Source organism: Asaia sp. VD9, from assembly GCF_037150015.1.
GTDB lineage: Bacteria > Pseudomonadota > Alphaproteobacteria > Acetobacterales > Acetobacteraceae > Asaia.
In genome coordinates, this window is sequence record NZ_JBBCQM010000016.1 from 26,747 (window position 1) to 45,874 (window position 19,128).

Consider the following 19,128-nt stretch of genomic DNA (forward strand, 5'->3'; position numbering starts at 1 on the left):
CGAGTTTGCTGGGATTGGGCGTTAAAATACACTGAGCAAAGTGGAGCCACGCTGTCATCGAGGATAGCGTGGCTCGTGAAACCCTCTGTCTTCAGAGTATGGTGTAGCCACCATCGATCAGCAGATCCGCACCATTGATCATCGCCGCCCCGGACGAGGCGAGGAAGAGTGCAGCAGCGGCGATCTCTTCGGGAATCGCGAAACGGCCAGTTGGGATGCGTCGGATCGCGGCCTCGCCCTTTTCGCCTGCCCAGGCCTTCTTGCCAAGCTCGGTGAGGACGACCGTAGGGGAAAGCGTATTGACGGTGATCCCGTATTTACCCCATTCGGCTGCGAAGGTCTTGGACATGCCGATCACGCCGAACTTCGAAGCACAATAAGCGACATGTTCCTCAATGGCGACCGTTCCCGCCTGCGAGGCCAGATTAATGATACGTCCCCCCTTGCCTGCCTTGATCATCTCCTGACCAACAGCCTGCGTCACCAGAAAGCTTCCCTTGAGATTAATGGCGATCGTCTTGTCCCAGTAGTCCAGCGGTAATGTCTCGGCTGGCGCAAGAAAGACGACTCCCGCGCAATTGACGAGGATATCGATGCGCCCGAAGCTGGCGACCACATCGGAAACCATCTTACGTACGGAATCAGGGTTCGACACGTCACATGAGAAAGGACGCGCCGCCGCGCCAAGGGCCTCGGCCTTGGCCGCTGCATTGTCCTGATTGACATCGACAACAGCAACCTGTGCGCCCTTGCTGACAAAAGCCGCGGCAATGGCCGCCCCGATCCCGGAGGCACCCCCGGTAACAAGGGCAATCTTGCCCTGCAGCTTAAAGTCGAAATCGATATCCGACGCCGTGAACTTCATCTCCATGATCACGCTCCTTGTGATTAATCACAGCTTTTCTATGACTTTTGTTCGCGGGAGGTAAGCGCCAGAGACCTTGTCTCACAGAGAGTTCAGCGCGCACCACACTTCGTAAGAAAGCGGCAATCACGTCGCAGGCCACATTATTGCGTCATTCTGTTCGGATACCTCAGGTCATCAGCAGCATTTGCCCATCTCCCGTGACGATGCCCTGCGCGATGCGGACAGGTTGGGCGCTGCCTTGAGCGCGGCCTAACGCTCTTCGCGAAAATACGGCGTCCCGAGCGCAGCGGGAGCGGCCATGAAACGGCGAAGACCTGGGAGCAGGAGCGCTGGGACGATCATGAAAACAATTGTGCCGAGATAGGGTGTCATGTTGAGGATAGCAGGGGGCACGGGCCATCCCTCGGCCTGGCCGAAGAAGCTGAGCGACATGACGAGGCCAAACAGCAGGGAGGACGCCGCAGCGAGGATCGGCCGGTAACCGCAAAAGATTACAAGCGCCACCGCAATCCACCCCCGCCCTGCGATCATTCCCTCTGACCAGACGGGCATGACCGAAAGCGTCATATCTGCCCCCGCCAGTCCGGCCAGCGCCCCTCCAGCCACAACCGCCCAGAGGCGGAAGCGTCTGACCGGAATACCTACCGCATCCGCTGCTGCCGGGTTCTCTCCCACGGCGCGCAGGCTCAGCCCCATGCGTGTCCGGAACAGCAGGATATGACCCAAGATCGGCAGGATGACGAAGGCAAGATAGACAAACGGACTCTGATCGAAGAGGGCCCCGATCAGGGGGAGGCGCGACAGACCGGGTATGGGCCATGAGGCGAAGACTGCAGCGACGGGAAGCCCGGCGACCGAATGGCCAAAAACGGCGCTCAATCCCAAACCCAGAAAGGTCAGGGCAACACCGCACAGTGTCTGATTGGCGGCACCATTGACCGTGGCAAGTCCGAGAACGGCCGCACCGCCGCCGCCAATGGCAAGTGCGGCGAGGCAGCCCAGCCATGGCGAGGATGTTGCGTCTGCGGTCAATACAGCCATGACGGCGCCAAGCGCCATGAGCCCCTCAACACCGAGATTGATGACACCGGCACGCTCGGCCACGACCTCGCCTTGCGCAGCAAGGGCCAGGATGCTGCCATAGGCAAGGGCATGAAGAACCAGAGAGATCCAGAGGGTCATTTCTGCATCTCCAGCTTCACGTACGCTGCCAATTCATCGCTCACAGCGATAGCGAATACGAGGAGCCCGGTAATCGCCAGGACCGAGGACGCACTCACCTGGAGCGTTTGCAGCACAATACCTGTGTTGAGAATCACGGCCATCAGAAAAGCGGCAGGGATCAACGCAAGCGCAGAGTGACGCGCAAGCAGCGCGACGACGATGCCAAGGTAACCATAGCCATGGGCAAGACCGCCCTGCAGGCGATGGACCGTACCCATGACCTCCATCATGCCGCCAAGCCCCGCGAGAGCCCCAGAAAACACGAGTGCGAGGAACAGGCGCGGTGCAACGGTAACACCGGCATAATGCGCCGCTTCGGGGTTGGAGCCACACAGGGTCAGCTCATATCCGAACCGGCTCCGCTTGAGGCCCAGCCCCAGCGCTGTCACCACAGCCAGTGCGAAGGGGCCGCCCCAGTGAACGACACTATACAGCGACGGGATCGCTGTCTTCATGCGCTCGCTTGAAACTTGCGCGCCCGTCACCTGATCAACCCAGGGGCCGGTCACGAGATAATAGACGAGAAAGGAAGCGATGAAGTTCAGCAGCAACGTCGTGATGATCTCGCTCACCCCCAGCCAGGCGCGTCCGGCGGCGGGAACCGCGCTCCATGCTGCTCCGGCCAGCAAAGCGGCGATCGCGGCCAGGGGCAGGCTGAGTGAGGACGGGAGCGGGGAGAACAAGCCGATCGACGCCGCAGCCGTCGCCCCGGCAAGGAATTGCCCCTCTGCGCCGATATTCCAGAGCCCCGCGCGCAGAGCCAGCCAGACGGCGGCCCCCGTCATGAGAAGCGGCGTCATATACAGAGCCAGATTTTCGAGACCGAAGACCGTGCCAAAAGTAGAGGTGAGAACGAGCCTGGTGACCATTGCCAGGTTGAGGCCAAGCATGGCCAGAACGACCCCAAGCACGAGAAACACGCAACACAGCGCCACACACCGGCCGATCAGGATGCGCCGGGCCGGAACGACCGCCAGGCGGATACGGCGACTCATGACGGCTCTCCCTTATCTCTTCCGCTCATCAATGCGCCGATCTGGGCGCGGTCGAGCGCCCCGTTTTCGATCACCGTCATCAGCCTCCCGCCACAGAGAATGGCGATACGGTCACTGAGCGCGAGGATCTCGTCGAGGTCTTCGGAAATGAGAACGACCGCCCTGCCCTCATCCCGGATTTCGGCGAGGGTCTCACGCATTGTGGCAATCGCCCCGATATCCAGACCGCGGCTAGGGTAACTCGCAATCAGCGCGCGATGGCTGATCATGCGCTCGCGTGCAAGGACTACCCTTTGCTGGTTCCCCCCCGACAGCCCCCTTATGGGCGCTGCGGGATCAGCGAGCGTGACCTCAGCCTGGCTGAGCAGGGAACGCGTGAAGCGCAGCGCCTCGGCGGCATGATAGGCGAGCCGCCCGCCCACGGGGTTCGCGCGAAAAACGCGCATCACCGCGTTCTCGGTTACCCCCAGAGCGGGAGCGAGGGCCTTGTGCAGGCGGTCCTCAGGCACATAGCCTATACCGGCCTCCCGGAAAGCGCCCGGTCCGGCGGCGCGCATGACGCGCCCGGCAACATGGACCTGCCCCTCCTGTGGTACTCTCAGCCCGGTAAGCAGATCGGCAAGCTCTGCCTGTCCGTTTCCGGTGACCCCCGCGACGCCCAGGATCTCGCCTGCGCGAATGTCGAGTGAAAGCGGCTGCAGCCGTACACGCCCTGAGGAATCGCGGCAGCAGACATCCTGCAACGCAATCACAGTTTCCTGCGAGCTGCGAGGAGTCGCACGGGGATAGGTGGTTTTCTGCTCGATCGGGCGACCAATCATTTCGGTTACCAATGTGGCCGGTGTCGTATGGGCAATTCTGTGCGTGCCGGCCACACGCCCATGACGAAGAACCGTCACGCAATCGGCCAGCGCCATGATCTCGTCGAGCTTGTGACTGATCAGAATGACCGCGCCACCGCCATCACGGAAGCGGCGCAACGCGGCATAGAGTTCCCCGACCTCGAGCGGGCTCAGAACGGCGGTTGGCTCATCGAGAATGAGCATTCGCGCGCCACGTGACAGCACGCGCAAGATCTCGACACGCTGCTGCTCACCCGAGGTGAGGCTGTCTATCGGAGTATCGGCCTTTATCTCAAGGCCGAACCGGGAAGCTTCGGCCTCCGCGCGCCGAATGATTTCCTTGCTGCTTAGCCACCGTCCTGTTTCGCTCCAGCCGAGCGCGAGATTTTCAGCCACTGTGAAGCGCGGGACAAGCTTGAAATGCTGATGCACCATGCCGATCCCGGACGCGATAGCCGCCTCGGGACTGTCGAACCGAACGCCATAACCATCAAGGATCAATTCGCCTTCATCGGCCTGATAGAGGCCGGTGACAATATTCATCAGGGTCGATTTGCCCGCACCGTTCTCACCGAGCAATGCGTGAATTTCCCCGGCGTAAAAATCGATCGAGACGTCCTTGTTCGCAATCACGCCGGGGAAATACTTGGCCACCCCGGAGAGCGAAAGAAGAGGCGGCGTGCCTGCCGGGAGATTTGCCGGACGCGTTTCCGGCATGTGATCGGCGCCAAAGGGTGGAACGGCTTCAGACAAGACCCGATACTCCCTCGACCTGCCAGTTCCAATGGAAAATCTCCATATCGGTCATCGTCTGGCCAGCAGCCACACGCAATTTGCCACTGGAATCCCTGATCGGCCCTGTGAAGGGCGACCAACCGGCGAGCATGCGATCACGTGCGGCATCGGCCTCGCGCTGGACGGCGAGCGGCACGCGCGCGCCCCAACGGTCGCGATCTACACCGTGTCCGAGAGTCAGGAATTTTCCCTCCGGGCGCCAACGCCCCGCCAGACGCGCCGTGATGATGTCACGGTAATAATCGACAAAATCGAGCACGACCGAACTGACATACGCCTCGGGCCCGAACTGCCGCATGTCTGTATTCCACATGGCGGCCCAGACATGCCGCTCGACCGCCACACGCAGATAACCGGGATCGTCCATGATCCCGCACAGAAAATCGCAGCCGCTATCGACAAGCGCGGCGCCCGCCGCAGCCGCTGCCTGCGGATCGAACCAGGAATTGATGGAGATCACCCGCATCGTCGCCAGGGGATTCACCGACCGCGCGCCCAGCAAGGTTGCATTGGCGCTGGCGATGACCGAGGGCGTTGGGAAAGAGGCGACATAGCCCAGCTTTCCGTTTTGGCTCAGCCGGGCCGCAGCGATGCCGATCACATAGCTCGCATACCAATGGGTGATATAGTACCAGCCAAGATTGCCTGTCACAGAGTTGCCGTCGCATTCCATGAATCCGACATCAGGGGCCTGATCAGCCACATCCTTGATGAAGTCGCCATAATTCGACGTCGAGATGACCATCTGGGCGCCCTCGGCGACAAACTGTCGGAACAGGCGTGTGGCATCGGCTGAATAGGGAATGCTTTCCACATAGAGAGAGCGCATTTTCGGGAAATGCTGCTTGAGCGCGCGGATCGCCTTGTCATGCATTTGCGTCCAGCCACCATCATTGATCGGACTGGTATGGCCAAAAGCCACGAGCAGATCCTCTTCCGCTATCGGTGCGAAGCGCGTTGCCGCGCGGACGGAAAGCGGGAGCGCCGCACAGGACGCGGCGCCGAGCAGGGTGCGACGGGTCAGCAGCCCCGGCTTGATCAATGACATGCGGCAATCCCAGGCATGACGACGAATTCAGGTAACTCACGAATCGTTCGGACGAAGCGCCTTATCGCCGGATAGAAATCCATCGACACACCGAGGTCGCGGGCAAGCCCGGCGATCGGAAACGCCACGATATCCGCAAATCCGATGCGCTCACCACATAACCAGGGATTTCCCGCGAGCCGCGCACGGCTCAGACGATCTTCTAGGCCGCGAAGGACAAGTGTAACCTCCTCGGTTTCGGCGTTTCCCGGCATGGTGGCTATCAAGGCCCGGCGCCGGGCGGCGGAAAAAACCTCCAGCCCCTCGAGCGCCCATTTGAGACAGGTCAGATCCTCTCCCTCTGGCCAGCTCCACCGGCTACCCGACTGACGGGCGAGGCAAAGCAGAACATCGTAAAGGCCCACGTTCGAATAGCCTTCCTCGTCATTGAGCGTGGGACCATAGATTTCGGCGCGCCTATCTGTGATGATCTCGAGAGGAATATGCATCAGAGCCGCTGCGAGACGCACGGCGTAGCTGCGCTCATCCATCATCCAGCCATGCAGGATCAGCATCGTGTTTCTTCCACTGTATCGCGCAGATCCTGCAGCCAATAATAGGCTGCAAGGCGCGATCCAGGGTCTCTTACAGCCAGGTGGACCATGGTGACACTCTCGTCCGGGCCATGCATCGCAAGAAGGCGGTCGCCCGCCACGCGCCAATGCTCCTCTCCGAATGCGAGGGCAGTGCGCATTTCCTGCAGCGGCACCCGTATCGCAAGGCTGCGAACCGGGTGCCATTCCCCCTCGGCTGGCCTCAACAGGGCGCGCGCTTCACGCGCGTCATCGCCGAACCAGACCAGGCCCGCCTGTTCGACAATCTTGAAACTTCGCGTTCTGATCGTAGAGGGCGGATTGAGGGCGGGATGTGCCGGTATGGCGCGGCACTGCCCGGCACCGTCGAACTGCCAACCATGATAGGCACAGGCAAGACGCCCATCGCGAATGAAACCAAGGCTGAGTCTGACGCCGCGATGCGGGCACCGATCCTCCCATCCGTGAACTACGCCATCGGGACCGCGCCAGAGTACCAGTTCCTGACCATTCAAACGCATGGGCGCAATGTCACCCGGAGCAATATCGGTCGAAAGCGCGACTGGGATCATGGATGATGGCTCTCTTCCCATTGGGTCACGACACAGGCGGCGGGACCAATGACGCATGCCATGACGAACATGCCGACAAGCGCCTGAGCGCCACGCAGGACGAGAACGATCTCGTTCGGGAGCAAGCGTTGGAGCGTCATCTCGATGTTGAGCAGATGAGCTCGGTCTTCCGCAAACTGGCAAAACACCGCGATGTCGAAACGACCGAAGAGTTGAAGCGCGGTCGTAATGGTCATCCTGTCTCCACGCAAGATTGTTTCAATGGGGACGATCCTGACAGTAATAATTTTTTTGACAAGTGGACGAAGCCTATTAATGTGATTGCAAGCGCAATGAAAATCGGAACGCCTCGAAGGAGTCCAACCCCGTGAACGACCAGGTGTAACAGCGTGACGATCAGTGGCTGGAAGAGTCCCGATCCGGTATCATCACGTCACTGGTATCCCCTTGGCATGATCGATGAACTGGGCAGGGAATTTACCGATACCCTCCTGCTGAATGCGCCGATCCGTTATCGCTTGAATGCCCGGGGTGAGGCCGAGGTTTTTTCCGATGATGGCCCTCTCCCGGTTTGCATCCGGCACGGATATGTCTGGACAAATCTGTCGGGAAACAAGACAGATATTGCCCCCTTCCCGCCGCTTCCCGAGGCCGAGGAACCTGACAGACGCCTCGTTTGTTGTGGCTCGATCATGGTTCACGCCTCTGGACTGCGCGTGGCCGAGAACTTCCTCGACATGGCCCATTTCCCGTTTGTCCATACTGGCATACTCGGCGCGGAGCCCCATACCGAAGTTGAACGCTACGCCGTCGAGACGCGTGAGGAAGGACGAGAGATCTGGGCGACCGAGTGTCGCTTCTTCCAGCCTCAAGCCGCGCTCGCCGCGTCAGACGGTTTGATGACCGACTATATTTACCGTATCGCCGCGCCCTTCTCGACATTGCTGTACAAGACCAGCCCCAATCACCCGCAGCGGAAGGACGTCATCGCGCTTTTCGTCCAGCCCATGACACCTGGAACATGCCGCGCGCATCCGGTCATGTTTCTACTCGATGAGGGTTCCGAGTTCGACGCACTTGTCGAGTTTCAGCAGATGATTTTTCTGCAGGACCGGGTCATCCTCGAAAACCAGCGCCCTGTTCCCATGCCACTGGATGCCTCGAGCGAAATCCCGACACTCGCTGACCGGTCATCGGTCGCGTACAGGCGCTGGCTCAAGGCGCAGGGAGTTACCTTTGGCGCTGCAGGAATTCCTCTCTCTCCTCCAGTTCAGGAAACGGTCACATGAGCCCTAGCCCCAACGACCTTGCCCTCCTGCGTCAGGCTTTCAAGGTGGCGGATCAGTCGCGTCTCGCGGGCGATCATCCCTTCGGGGCCATTCTGGTGGACGAATCAGGTCAGATCGTGATGACCCAGGGAAATGGCTACAGCAGTGAGGGCCACGACATGACGGCCCATGCGGAACGGCTGCTCGCTACGCGCGCCAGCAAGACTTTCGGCACGGCGCGGTTGCGCGGTTTCACGCTCTATAGTTCTGCCGAGCCCTGTGCCATGTGCGCCGGCGCTATCTACTGGGCTGGCATAGGCCGCGTCGTATACGGTCAGTCAGAGGCGCATCTGAAGGCCATGACTGGGGCCCACCCCGAAAACCCCACCCTTGATCTACCCTGCCGTGCGGTATTCGAGGCGGGACAGACAGAAACACTGGTTATCGGCCCTTTGCTGGAAGAGGAAGCTGCCGAACTTCAGCGCAGTTTCTGGCTCGAGAAAGCCTGAGGCTCCTGTTCAACGCCCGTTCTTGACTGGAAGATGACGATCCGGGCTTCCGCGAGCCCGGAACAGGGCTCTGGCGGATCATCCTTTTGTCTCCTGAAAGGGGCTGGAAATGTCGTCTTCCCTGCTTGTCACCAACGCCGCGCTCTATCTGGATCGGGGTTTGGAAATCTCCGATGGCTGGATCCATCTGGAACATGGCCGCGTCAAGGCCTATGGACCGATGAACTTAGCGCCACCTGAAGCCGACCGCATCCTCTCCGCCGAGGGGCGCCTGGTCACACCCGGTATGGTGAATAGTCATCACCATATGTACCAGAATCTGACCCGTTCCTATGCTCCTGTAGTCAATGGAACTTTGTTCGAATGGCTGAAAGGCCTCTATCCGCTCTGGGCGACCCTTGATGAGGACGCGGTCTATCTGTCCTCTTACGTGGCAATGACAGAATTGCTCCTCGGTGGCTGCACAGCCTCGATGGATCATCATTATGTCCACCCCCGCGCAAGGCTGATCGATGCGCAGATCAGGGCTGCACGCGATATCGGCTTCCGCTTCCTCGCCACACGCGGGTCAATGACCCGCTCGGTCAAGGATGGCGGCTTGCCTCCTGACAGCGTCGTTCAGAGTGAGGACGTCATTCTGGAGGACAGCGAGCGTCTGATCAGCCTCTATCACGACCCATCGCCCGGTGCGCTGACGCGTGTAGCCCTGGCACCCTGCTCCCTTTTCAGCGTGTCAGAGACCATCATGAAGGAAAGCGCCCTCATGGCTGAACGCCATGAGGTGCGTCTTCACACCCATCTGGCGGAAGACCCCGATGAGGATGTGTATTGCAAGGAGGTCTATGGCTGCACTCCGACGGAGTATTTCGAACGTTCCGGCTGGGCCAGCGCTCGTTCCTGGGTTGCCCACTACATCTACCCCTCGGGTGATGAAATCGATCGTCTCGCGCGCAAGGGTGTGTGCGCTGCGCAATGCCCCTGTTCCAATATGATGATTGGAGGCGGTGCTGCAAACGCCCTCGACCTGCGGCGGCGGGGCATGAAAGTGGGTCTGGGTTGCGATGGGTCGGCCTCGACCGATCACGCTTCGCTTTGGCTCGAAGCCCGCATGGCACTTCTGCTTGGACGATTTCAGAATGGCCCCCACAGCATGACGGCGCGCGATGCCCTCGATATGGCCACGCGGGGCGGGGCCGCGTGCCTGGGCTGGGAAGACGAAATCGGCCATTTGCGCATCGGCGCCTGTGCAGATCTCGTGATCTGGCAGCTTCCGCCGCTTTCCCGGGCTGGCGCCTTGAGTGACCCGGTAGAGGCGCTTCTGCGCTGCGCGCCAGCCATGGCATGGTACACTATTGTTGCCGGCCGCATCCTGGTATCTGAAGGACAGCCCTGTCAGTCCGATCTCGAGCGTGTTCTGGGTGAGCATGAGCGCGCGGCTCGCCGCATGCAAAAACTTTCCTGAAGCCCTTCCCCCCTGAGCGCGCGTGATATGGCTTCAATGCTGTCGCCACGTCGCAGCAATGTCCTCCGGGGATTCGACTCACGCCTTCCATGTCGGGAGCGACCGTGATTGACAACCGGATGATCGTCGTCACCTCCGTTTCTCGCATCATCACACGGCCTGGGTTGATACCCGCGCGGACAGATCGTGACCCTGTCGGGTCAGGAAACCTGGTCAATTCAACTGCCTCTTTGGAGTAATCGCATTCATGTCCCGTTGAACGCGCAATCTCTTGAAATATTATGAAGCTGTCTTGCCCACCCGGTTTTCCTGCTCGTGACATTGCAAAACCATTCTTGATCGCAGATGTTCCTACACTGACCCCTTGATTGTTTGATGTTGCAGGATCCTGATCTGCCATGACCCATGACGCGCCCCTGATCGGTATACTCGTTATCGGGCTTGGATTAGCGTTCATACTGGGCACGATAGCCCAGCGAATCAGGATATCACCGCTGGTTGGGTATCTGCTGGCGGGCATCGCTGTCGGTCCGTTCACCCCGGGGTTCGTGGCCGATCAGCCTCTGGCTGCCGAACTGTCGGAAATCGGCATCATCCTGCTCATGTTTGGCGTAGGGCTCCATTTCTCACTCAAGGATCTGATCTCGGTGCGCGCCATCGCGGTTCCGGGCGCACTGCTTCAAGTAGCGGCTTCGGTCATGATTGGTGCCTCTGTGGCCTGGGTCCTCGGGATGAACATGGGGGCCTGCATCATATTCGGCATCGCATTGAGCGTTGCCAGCACCGTGGTTCTGCTCAGGACGCTTCAGGAGCAGCGGCTGATCGAGACAGAGCGCGGGCGCCTTTCGGTTGGATGGTTGATCATTCAGGATCTGGTGACGGTGCTCGCGCTCGTCCTTCTGCCTGTGTTCTCTCCCATGATGCAGCAGGGATCTCATCAGACAATCAGCCTCGCAGGTCTGGCTGTAACCATCGCCTTGACGCTTGGCAAAGTGGCCGCCTTCATGGCGCTCATGCTGGTCGTGGGCCGGCGGGTCATCCCCGCCATCCTGCATTACGTCGCTCATACCGGGTCGCGTGAACTGTTCCGGCTGGCGCTCCTCGCGCTGGCACTGGGCGTTGCCTTTATTGCGACAGAATGGTTCGACGTGTCATTCGCCCTTGGAGCCTTCGTGGCCGGCATGGTTCTGAGCGAGTCAGAACTCAGTCATCGCGCTGCGGCGGAAACACTGCCGCTCCGCGACGCTTTTGCGGTGCTGTTCTTCATCTCTGTCGGGATGCTGTTCAACCCCCTTGTGCTGGTTCATCAGCCCTTACCCCTCCTTCTGACGTTTCTCGTGATCCTGGTGGGGACACCGCTTGCCGTGATTGCGATACTGCGTCTGTTGCGCCAGCCCTGGAACACGACATTGTTCATCGCGAGCGGCCTGGCGCAGATCGGTGAATTCTCCTTCATACTCGCCGCACTCGGCATGAAGATGAAGGTTCTGGATGGCCGAGCACAGGATCTGATCCTGGGCGCATCTATCCTGTCGATCCTCATCAATCCATTCATCCTCATGGCGACACAACGTATCGAGGCCTGGATCACGCGACACAGCGCTGCGCCTGAAAGCCCGGTCCCCGACGAGGCGGGCATTCTGCTCCCTCCCCCCCAGCCTACAACGCTGGAGAGTCATGCCGTGGTTGTGGGATGTGGGCGCGTCGGTCGATTGGTGGTCGATGGCTTGCTGGGAGAAGGATGGTCTGTCCTGGTCGTTGAGACCGGCAAGATGGCTGACCCCTTCGCCAGCAGGGAACGGATCGAATTGATGCTGAGCAATGCTGCCGAAGCGCGTACGATCAAGGCGATGCATCTTGAAAAAGCGCGCCTTTTGATGGTGGCGATCCCGGAACCTTTCGAGGCTGGACAGATCATCGCGCAGGCCAAAGCGATCAATCCGGATCTGATGATCATCGCTCGCGCCCATTTCGACAGCGCAGTCGAGCATCTCAAGGAGTTGGGCGCCGATCATGTGATCATGGGCGAACGTGAGATGGCTCTGGCGATGCTTGCTGTGACGGCCAGCGATCTACCCTTCGACTCACGACCTCCCTTGTCCGACCCCGCAGCCGAGAGCGGTCTGGACCCGTTGCCCGTGTAATCTTCCAAGCCAGGGCCTCACGCCTCCACCGGTATTGCGTGATCAGATCGGCGGTGCCTGCTGGCGCGACCGACCTGAGGCTCCAGGGAGAAAGCTGGCATTACGAGAGATTCCCGAATGCTATGCCCGCGCATGGCCTGCCTCGAAGCATGTTTAACCCCCGATGCTCGACGGGTGCACTGCCCTGCCCCGGCTCGCTTTCTTGGTTGCCTGCTCTGGCATAGTCGGGCAGTCCTCGCCGAATCAGGGACTGTGATAAAAAGAGCGCAACAGAACCCATATATCGGGATTTGTTGCCTAGCCCCGAACCATGCGCCTTTTGGAACGTGAATGCAGAACGGCAGAAAACCTGTTTTGCCGACTGGGAGATCCTGGAAATGAACCTCATTGTAATCCTGATCATCGTGCTTCTGCTGCTCGGCACATTTGGCGGATATGGCGGATGGTACGGCACGGCCTGGACCGGATACGGAGCCGGCGGCGGCGTTGGGCTCATCGTGCTCATCCTTGTGGTTCTGATCCTGATGGGCAGGCTCTGAGTCGGGCAGCGCCCCGTCATCACATGTCGCGATGACGGGGTAGCTCCCTCCGCCCCGGCGCTCGACAGTCGATACAGAAGAATGCGCCCTCGCGTTTTTCTCCATCGCACCGGGGAGTCTTCGGACGACGCGTTTTCAAGCAGGACGCACCAAGAGAAGCCGTTCATCTCCTCTCGTCGGATCATTCCGCGGGGCATTATTGCGTTGGCCCCACGAGAAGCTGATCCTCCCTCCAAGTATAGTCGTAGCAGGTCGCGGTACGGCGGAAGTGCGCCCCGCAGCGCGCATGAGATTGTGCCTTTCTCGAGATACCGCAGGAATCTGTAACTAGAGCCCTGGTATACAACGGCCTCCCGGCATTTCCTGACCGAATCCGAACCGTCAGTCAGGAACTGGCGGAACGAACGACGAGAAATTATTTTCAAAAAGAAAACATCACCATGCGTTTTCTCCGATCCTGATCTAGGACTGCATCGGTACGCGATCCGGTATAACGTTTGGATATGTTATATGTTCTCTTTAAGCAAACTCGACAGTACAAATAACACTTTAAGACGGTATAGTTTTATTTGAATCACGCACCTGTGAAACAAAGTGCTTGAATGAATCATTTTCAGGTCTTATTGACCCACACCGAACGCAGACTCACAAATTGGGAAGATTACCGACGAATTACGGAGTAGTTGACGATATATGACTCGATGAATCCTCCGATCGATGGCAGATACATCAAGTTCACGCCATACTCTCACCACTCGTCGGGATTTCACCCATGACGCCCGCGTTTCGGGCTACTCGGATCAGTTTCGGGTGCGGTTTTGATGGTTGAACTGGAACAGGGTGGGGCAAATGGCCAACTGGAACGGCAATACTCGTTATTACAATGTTAATGGCGATACCCTGAATATAAATACGGGAACGGCACCCGTCGGTGCGAGCGGTACCTCCCACATCTATGACGTCACTACGGGCACTCGTGGCGTGCGGATTGTCACCACTATGCCGACCTATGCGTATGCCGGGAACAGCTACAGATTCCGCTTCACGGTTCCAACAGGTGCGCCAATTTCCTTTGCTTTTACGAACCAGAGCGCACGCGAAAAGGTCGTTACCTATGTCTACATCGCCGCGCTCAACAAAACGACGATCACGATCGCTACCGGAATCACCAATGCCGGCTCTTTCATCTATGAGATCCCTGGCAATCCGTTTAATCTGACGACCGGCAGGATCGCATCCCATACAGTGCCGGTCGGGAGTTCGTGGTCGCTTGCAGGGCTTGTGTGCTATTTGCCGGGCACGCTCATCCGCACGGCAAATGGTGACCGTGTGGTCGAAAACCTGATGATCGGCGATCTGATTGCTGTATGGGACGCACGCAAGGAGAAAGAGGTTCTGCGACCCGTAACCTGGGTTGGCCGTGGCTTCGCAGTCCCACGTTCGGGACGGCCCGACGACACCAGTCAGCATCCCGTGCGTATCCTCAAAGATGCCGTTTCACCAGACGTCCCATCGCGGGATCTGCTGGTCACGAGTGAACATTGCGTCTACCTCGACAGCGCCTTTGTGCCTGTCCGCATGCTCGTGAACGGGCTGACGATACGCTATGAAGAGGATATCGGGCCTTACAGCTACTACCATATCGAAACGGAAGAGCATTCGATCCTCTGGGCAAATGATCTGAGAGCAGAGAGCTATCTGGATACGGGCAATCGCTATCTGTTCAGAATGGGCGCCTCGCACGAAAAATGCGCCCCGCAGGAGAAAAACTGGCAGCTTGACAGCGCTGCGGCTCTTGTGACGGAACGGGATTTTGTGGAGCCGCTCTACCGGAAGCTGCTGCAACGCGCTCGGGAGCTCATGCCGACATGCTCTCCTCCACTGCCGAACCTCACCTCCGACCCCGAGCTGATGCTGCATACCGATAAGGGGCAAACCATACGACCCATGCGCAGCGCCAATGGGTGGGTGACATTCATGGTCCCGTCTTGCGTTTCCGAGCTTTGGATACACTCCCGAGTATCGAGACCCAACGAGACGATTGGTCCCTTCGTTGATGATCGCCGCCAACTGGGTGTGCTGATCGGGCAGATGCATATCTTTGCCAGTCAGGGCACTCTGGAGCTGGACAATCATCTGCGTGAGGCGGAACTAACCGGATGGCGTGAGCTCGACCGAAATGCGACCTCCCGTTGGACAATGGGCCGCGCACTGGTAAGATTGGCGAAGACGGAAGGGCCGGAACAGGGTCATAGCCTGCTGAGCCTTCAAATCCTGTCCGCTGGTCCCTATGTCGTGACCTCTGCTCGAGATAGCGCGCTCTCCGGGTTGGATTTCCTTGACCCAGGCTTCCATGCTGGAGCAATCCGTGGCTTGCTCGGTGAGGCGGCTGGTCAAAGCTGTACCTGAGCTCACGTCTTCCCTCAGGAAGAGAGTAGAAATGCGGGCCGCTACGCCCTTGAGAGCATGCGCATCAGCCCGCGGCACGAGTATTTCTGGTCTCCGGTCGCGAATGTCCTAAGCGCCCGTATCAAGCTCTCGCGCCGCGCGATGATCCTTCCGTCACTCTGGGGCAAAGATGTTCATTTCCCTGAGCTCTCTCAAGGAGCCAGAGAAACAGACGTGCTGATTCGTGCTTCCTATCAGTAAAATCAAAGCGGCACTCATGTTTCGGTCTCGCCGATAGAAACCGCACCACGTTTTTCCGAGGGAAATCTCTGGGAATTCCCGCGCCTTATTAAACTCTCTCCAGAAAACTGATGGCTTGAAATATATGGCAGAATATGGCATTTTGCCATGATCGCTTCGCGGCTAGGTTGGGATCAAACCTCGATCCGGTTCAGCGCTGTTTGTCGCCAAGAGCATCCCACCGCCCACGCATTAGCGACGTCACCTGTAGCACCCCGCATATGACCTTAGGCACTACTTGCGGGCGCTCCCCCGGTGGACCATGATCGAATACTGGAGAAAGCTCAGTCCCGTCCTGGCGATACGTGGGTAAATCATCTTCGTTTATCGGTGGAGATGCTGCTCGGAACTCCATAAATCCTCTGAACATCCGGTGAGTTCGACCGGGTAATTGAGGCCTGCTGATTCCATACAATTCCCCGCCCGAGTTCCCGACCTCACGGTGCCTCGACGACAGCCGCGGCATAATCACGAACCTGAACTTCGGATGTCGCCGCCGGAGGCATTGGCACCGAAATCGCCCACCTTTCCGAGGAACCGTGCTCCGTTGAGTCGATCACATTGCCCAGAAAGCACTCGACGCTGCTCCGAAAGACCCCGTCCCTCACATAGCGAGGTCCCGTGAATGGTGCCCGAAGATCAGCAGCTTGCCAGAAGATTGGTTCGTCCATGGCCTCGGCTCAGGACCCTTTACGAGACTGAGATGATGTGACTCGACGGTCATCGGAAGGGGAACCCAATGTCTGATCTGCCGATGCTGCCTGTGAGCAACATGCGCGGGTTAGGGCCATATTTCCCGATAATGCGCGGTCTGAAACGCGTAGATGACCGCCGTATGCTGAGCGGCATCGTCTGCGTGATCCGGCATGGCGTGCAATGGAAGGACGCGCCGTCGGTCTACGGTCCGCATAAGACGCTGTATAATCGCTTCATCCGTTGGCGCCGTCTTGGCATATTTGCCCGGATCTTTTCCTCCCTGACGGGTAACGCTGGCGTCCCGGAGGAGTTGATGATCGACAGCACACATCTGAAGGCGCATCGCACTGCCGCAAGCCTGCTCAAAAAGGGGTGCTGCGCGTCGGATCGGACGCATAAGAGGCGGCCTGAACTCGAAACTGCATGCCGTCTGCGACGGGCATGGCCGTCGAGTGGCGATGCTACTCACCGAAGGTCAGATGAGTGACCACAAGGGCGCAGCCCCGCTGCTGCCACGCTTGCCCTCCGCTCGCCACCTGGTCGGCGATCGCGGTTACGACAGCAATCGTTTCCGGCGCAATCTGACCGAACGAGGCATCGAGCCATGCATCCCGTCCACGAAGAGCCGGGAAGTGCCGATCCCGCACGACAAGTCCGGATATCGCCGGCGGCACAAGGTCGAGAACATGTTCGGCTGCCTCAAGGACTGGCGCCGCATCGCCACGCGCTACGACCGCTGCGCCCACACCTTTTTCTCGGCAATCTGCCCCGCCGCAACAGTCATCTACTGGACGCTGTAATGAGTCCTGAGCCTAGGCCGTGCCGGCCCTGATTGCCGCCTCAACACCCCCTGCGCCCGGCGTTGATATCAGCGCGGTTTACGACGCCACAATGACCACCTGGCTGGCCACCCTGCCGACCTCAGCCCCCGCAACGGGCGGCTGGTGGAATAATGCAAACATCCCCTCATACAAAGAGCTGGAATCATGAGACGCTTTCTCGCGCTATTGGCCCTCCTTCCCTCTCTGGCCTGGGCTCAGAGTACAAAGCCGCAATTCGTGCCTCCCAATGGCCTGCCACTGGATACGCCGCTTGGGACGGCGCGCAATGCAGACGGATCGGGTGTCGTCACCTTCGCGACGATGCAGGCCGGAATTGCTGGCGCAGTAACGCAGTCCCAACTGGCAGGCGCTCTCACCGCATATCTGACTTCTGCGGCGGCAGCGGCGACCTATGCAGCCACGACCTATGTTGACGCAGCCGTACAGACGGAAACCTCGCGCGCCAAAGAAGCGGAACAGGCGAATGCGAGCGCCATAGCGTCGCTCGTATCCGATAGCGTCACCCAATCCGATCTGACGTCAAGCCTTTCGGCCTACCTGACCACGACGCGATCCGATGCACGGTATGCAACGCCGTCTGCAGTGGCTAGCGCGGTCCAAGGCGAGGCCAACCGGGCCAAAGGCGCAGAACAGGCGAACGCTTCGGCCATAGCCGGGATCAAGTCGGATTATATCACGTCCAGTATGCTGGATAGCACTCTTGGCGGCTACGTCACTGGCGCTGCCCTCAACTCTGCGCTCTCTACCTACCTTACGCAAGCCCAGGCTACTTCCACCTATCTTACGCAATCTCAGGCTAGTTCCACGTATCTTCCCCTGGCAGGCGGATCTTTATCCGGTGCCCTTAACACCCAGCAGATCACCATTTCACGAGGGGATATTGTTCTTACCGGAGGCGGCAGCGTTCTGCTTTTCAGTGGAGGCCGCACGGGGGCATATTTTTCAACCAATTCCTTTGGGGATTTGGTTATCAACACTGCGGTTGGCGGTGGTGGCGGCATCCGAATGATACCGACAACCTTTGCAAGCCTGCCGTCATCGCCGCCAGCAGGCACCGAGCATTACTGCTCTGACTGCTACATCGGCAGCGGCGCCAAAGGCGTCAACGTGCTTTACAATGGCACCGCGTGGACCGGCGTTTCCGGCGCAGCGATATCACATTAGCCGCCCATTTTATCAAATCCTCAGCCGCCCTTCACCGGGCGGCTTTTTTTTATTGGAGGCGACATGAGCCCCCCAGGAGATTTCATCACGCACGACGCGTTTTCCGAGGTCAAGGCCGAACTCGAGGAGATTGTGCTCGACGTGCATTCCCTCCGGGTGGCTCAGACAGCCTCGAATGCCAAGCTCGACAAGATCCTCGCTCAGGTCACCAGGCAGGGCAGCATCAAGGCCTGGGTCGGCTGGGCAATTGTGACGGCCACATCTGCGGCCGTTGCTACAGTTCTCACTCATATCCCCATGGCGCATCCATGACCGGCATCGACATCGCACTCGCGCTGATCTCGCGCGACGACTTCGAAGGGCTGAGCCGCAAGCCCTATCTCTGCCCAGCCAATTACTGGACCATTGGCTACGGCAATCGCTTCCTCGGTGACGGCACGCCTGTCACGGCGATGACGAAGCCGATCACCCAGGCGCAGGCCCTCGACCTTCTGCGGAATACGGTCATGACCCTGCAAGCGAAGCTGCGCACGTTCGTGAGCGTCCCGCTGACGGATTACCAGGAGGGCGCCCTGCTCTCCTGGCAGTTCAATGTCGGCACCAACGCGGCCAAGGGCTCGACCCTCGTGCGCCGCCTGAACCAGCGCCTCTATAGCTCGGCCGCACAGCAATTCCTCGTCTGGGACAAGGCCACGGTGAACGGACAGCTCGTCGTTCTGCCGGGGCTTAAGCGCCGCCGCAAGATCGAAAGCGGCGTGTTCCTCGGGCGCGGTATCCCCACAACCGGAGTATCCGAATGAACTTCGACTGGCAGACGATCTTCGAGACCGTCCTCCCCTTCCTGCCTGCCTCTCTCGCCGGTGACGCGACGACGATCCTCACCTTTGTCGTGGCTCTGGC

18 protein-coding genes are annotated in these 19,128 nt (G+C 59.3%); 10 read left to right on the plus strand and 8 right to left on the minus strand.

Features of this window, described 5'->3' with window-relative positions; genetic code table 11:
• Positions 1 to 91 precede the first annotated feature (91 nt).
• The 8 genes from WFJ47_RS15035 to WFJ47_RS15070 all read right to left on the minus strand — a co-directional run bounded on the left by WFJ47_RS15035 (position 92) and on the right by WFJ47_RS15070 (position 7,152).
• On the minus strand, positions 92 to 871 hold the full coding sequence (locus WFJ47_RS15035) for a GolD/DthD family dehydrogenase (RefSeq protein ID WP_305006224.1): 780 nt from the start codon (positions 869 to 871) through the stop codon (positions 92 to 94).
• Between the two features lie 246 nt (positions 872 to 1,117).
• Entirely contained in the window at positions 1,118 to 2,050 is a 933-nt protein-coding gene (locus WFJ47_RS15040; RefSeq protein ID WP_127102068.1) for an ABC transporter permease, read from the minus strand.
• The gene (locus WFJ47_RS15045; protein ID WP_336764041.1) at positions 2,047 to 3,087 is read right to left on the minus strand and encodes an ABC transporter permease; all 1,041 of its coding nucleotides are present in this window, start codon (positions 3,085 to 3,087) and stop codon (positions 2,047 to 2,049) included. Before WFJ47_RS15045 ends, WFJ47_RS15040 begins: the two co-directional genes overlap by 4 nt.
• On the minus strand, positions 3,084 to 4,646 hold the full coding sequence (locus WFJ47_RS15050) for an ABC transporter ATP-binding protein (RefSeq protein ID WP_336764066.1): 1,563 nt from the start codon (positions 4,644 to 4,646) through the stop codon (positions 3,084 to 3,086). The genes WFJ47_RS15045 and WFJ47_RS15050 overlap by 4 nt, the downstream gene beginning before the upstream one ends.
• A gap of 28 nt (positions 4,647 to 4,674) precedes the next feature.
• On the minus strand, positions 4,675 to 5,772 hold the full coding sequence (locus WFJ47_RS15055; RefSeq protein ID WP_336764043.1) for a BMP family ABC transporter substrate-binding protein: 1,098 nt from the start codon (positions 5,770 to 5,772) through the stop codon (positions 4,675 to 4,677).
• Entirely contained in the window at positions 5,763 to 6,326 is a 564-nt protein-coding gene (locus tag WFJ47_RS15060) for a glutathione S-transferase family protein (RefSeq protein ID WP_336764044.1), read from the minus strand. The genes WFJ47_RS15055 and WFJ47_RS15060 overlap by 10 nt, the downstream gene beginning before the upstream one ends.
• The gene (locus WFJ47_RS15065) at positions 6,320 to 6,916 is read right to left on the minus strand and encodes a Rieske 2Fe-2S domain-containing protein (protein ID WP_336764045.1); all 597 of its coding nucleotides are present in this window, start codon (positions 6,914 to 6,916) and stop codon (positions 6,320 to 6,322) included. Before WFJ47_RS15065 ends, WFJ47_RS15060 begins: the two co-directional genes overlap by 7 nt.
• Positions 6,913 to 7,152, minus strand: a complete 240-nt coding sequence (locus WFJ47_RS15070) for a hypothetical protein (RefSeq protein ID WP_336764047.1) — start codon at positions 7,150 to 7,152, stop codon at positions 6,913 to 6,915. Before WFJ47_RS15070 ends, WFJ47_RS15065 begins: the two co-directional genes overlap by 4 nt.
• Positions 7,153 to 7,368: 216 nt before the next feature.
• Between WFJ47_RS15070 and WFJ47_RS15075 the strand changes: the two genes are divergently transcribed.
• From WFJ47_RS15075 to WFJ47_RS15120, 10 genes are all read left to right on the plus strand, one after another.
• The gene (locus WFJ47_RS15075; RefSeq protein WP_336764067.1) at positions 7,369 to 8,205 is read left to right on the plus strand and encodes an aromatic ring-hydroxylating dioxygenase subunit alpha; all 837 of its coding nucleotides are present in this window, start codon (positions 7,369 to 7,371) and stop codon (positions 8,203 to 8,205) included.
• Entirely contained in the window at positions 8,202 to 8,693 is a 492-nt protein-coding gene (locus WFJ47_RS15080) for a nucleoside deaminase (protein ID WP_336764049.1), read from the plus strand. Before WFJ47_RS15075 ends, WFJ47_RS15080 begins: the two co-directional genes overlap by 4 nt.
• A 109-nt stretch (positions 8,694 to 8,802) precedes the next feature.
• Positions 8,803 to 10,155, plus strand: a complete 1,353-nt coding sequence (locus WFJ47_RS15085) for an 8-oxoguanine deaminase (RefSeq protein WP_336764051.1) — start codon at positions 8,803 to 8,805, stop codon at positions 10,153 to 10,155.
• Between the two features lie 398 nt (positions 10,156 to 10,553).
• Positions 10,554 to 12,299, plus strand: coding sequence for a YbaL family putative K(+) efflux transporter (gene ybaL, locus WFJ47_RS15090; RefSeq protein ID WP_336764053.1), 1,746 nt, complete (start codon positions 10,554 to 10,556; stop codon positions 12,297 to 12,299).
• A gap of 377 nt (positions 12,300 to 12,676) precedes the next feature.
• A complete protein-coding gene (locus tag WFJ47_RS15095) occupies positions 12,677 to 12,838 on the plus strand; it encodes a DUF3309 family protein (RefSeq protein WP_336764055.1) in 162 nt (53 codons plus the stop codon).
• 849 nt (positions 12,839 to 13,687) lie between these two features.
• On the plus strand, positions 13,688 to 15,247 hold the full coding sequence (locus WFJ47_RS15100) for a Hint domain-containing protein (RefSeq protein WP_336764056.1): 1,560 nt from the start codon (positions 13,688 to 13,690) through the stop codon (positions 15,245 to 15,247).
• 1,018 nt (positions 15,248 to 16,265) lie between these two features.
• A protein-coding gene (locus WFJ47_RS15105; RefSeq protein ID WP_408868670.1) for an IS5 family transposase occupies positions 16,266 to 17,022 on the plus strand; the annotation gives its coding sequence in 2 pieces (ribosomal slippage) (positions 16,266 to 16,585 and positions 16,584 to 17,022; 759 coding nt in all).
• 186 nt (positions 17,023 to 17,208) lie between these two features.
• Complete coding sequence (locus WFJ47_RS15110) at positions 17,209 to 18,228, plus strand: hypothetical protein (protein ID WP_336764058.1); 1,020 nt, start codon at positions 17,209 to 17,211, stop codon at positions 18,226 to 18,228.
• Between the two features lie 63 nt (positions 18,229 to 18,291).
• Complete coding sequence (locus WFJ47_RS15115; RefSeq protein WP_336764059.1) at positions 18,292 to 18,540, plus strand: hypothetical protein; 249 nt, start codon at positions 18,292 to 18,294, stop codon at positions 18,538 to 18,540.
• Positions 18,537 to 19,028, plus strand: a complete 492-nt coding sequence (locus tag WFJ47_RS15120; protein WP_336764060.1) for a lysozyme — start codon at positions 18,537 to 18,539, stop codon at positions 19,026 to 19,028. Before WFJ47_RS15115 ends, WFJ47_RS15120 begins: the two co-directional genes overlap by 4 nt.
• Positions 19,029 to 19,128 lie beyond the last annotated feature (100 nt).

What these genes read in the sequence shown, in the direction of transcription:
- WFJ47_RS15075 (WP_336764067.1), top strand. Translation starts at nt 7,369, where the DNA reads ATGATCGATGAACTGGGCAGGGAATTTACCGATACCCTCCTGCTGAAT.
- WFJ47_RS15060 (WP_336764044.1), bottom strand. Translation starts at nt 6,326, where the DNA reads ATGCTGATCCTGCATGGCTGGATGATGGATGAGCGCAGCTACGCCGTG.
- WFJ47_RS15115 (WP_336764059.1), top strand. Translation starts at nt 18,292, where the DNA reads ATGAGCCCCCCAGGAGATTTCATCACGCACGACGCGTTTTCCGAGGTC.
- WFJ47_RS15120 (WP_336764060.1), top strand. Translation starts at nt 18,537, where the DNA reads ATGACCGGCATCGACATCGCACTCGCGCTGATCTCGCGCGACGACTTC.
- WFJ47_RS15070 (WP_336764047.1), bottom strand. Translation starts at nt 7,152, where the DNA reads ATGACCATTACGACCGCGCTTCAACTCTTCGGTCGTTTCGACATCGCG.
- WFJ47_RS15080 (WP_336764049.1), top strand. Translation starts at nt 8,202, where the DNA reads ATGAGCCCTAGCCCCAACGACCTTGCCCTCCTGCGTCAGGCTTTCAAG.
- WFJ47_RS15100 (WP_336764056.1), top strand. Translation starts at nt 13,688, where the DNA reads ATGGCCAACTGGAACGGCAATACTCGTTATTACAATGTTAATGGCGAT.
- WFJ47_RS15035 (WP_305006224.1), bottom strand. Translation starts at nt 871, where the DNA reads ATGGAGATGAAGTTCACGGCGTCGGATATCGATTTCGACTTTAAGCTG.
- WFJ47_RS15110 (WP_336764058.1), top strand. Translation starts at nt 17,209, where the DNA reads ATGAGACGCTTTCTCGCGCTATTGGCCCTCCTTCCCTCTCTGGCCTGG.
- ybaL (WP_336764053.1), top strand. Translation starts at nt 10,554, where the DNA reads ATGACCCATGACGCGCCCCTGATCGGTATACTCGTTATCGGGCTTGGA.
- WFJ47_RS15055 (WP_336764043.1), bottom strand. Translation starts at nt 5,772, where the DNA reads ATGTCATTGATCAAGCCGGGGCTGCTGACCCGTCGCACCCTGCTCGGC.
- WFJ47_RS15065 (WP_336764045.1), bottom strand. Translation starts at nt 6,916, where the DNA reads ATGATCCCAGTCGCGCTTTCGACCGATATTGCTCCGGGTGACATTGCG.
- WFJ47_RS15045 (WP_336764041.1), bottom strand. Translation starts at nt 3,087, where the DNA reads ATGAGTCGCCGTATCCGCCTGGCGGTCGTTCCGGCCCGGCGCATCCTG.
- WFJ47_RS15095 (WP_336764055.1), top strand. Translation starts at nt 12,677, where the DNA reads ATGAACCTCATTGTAATCCTGATCATCGTGCTTCTGCTGCTCGGCACA.
- WFJ47_RS15085 (WP_336764051.1), top strand. Translation starts at nt 8,803, where the DNA reads ATGTCGTCTTCCCTGCTTGTCACCAACGCCGCGCTCTATCTGGATCGG.
- WFJ47_RS15040 (WP_127102068.1), bottom strand. Translation starts at nt 2,050, where the DNA reads ATGACCCTCTGGATCTCTCTGGTTCTTCATGCCCTTGCCTATGGCAGC.
- WFJ47_RS15050 (WP_336764066.1), bottom strand. Translation starts at nt 4,646, where the DNA reads ATGCCGGAAACGCGTCCGGCAAATCTCCCGGCAGGCACGCCGCCTCTT.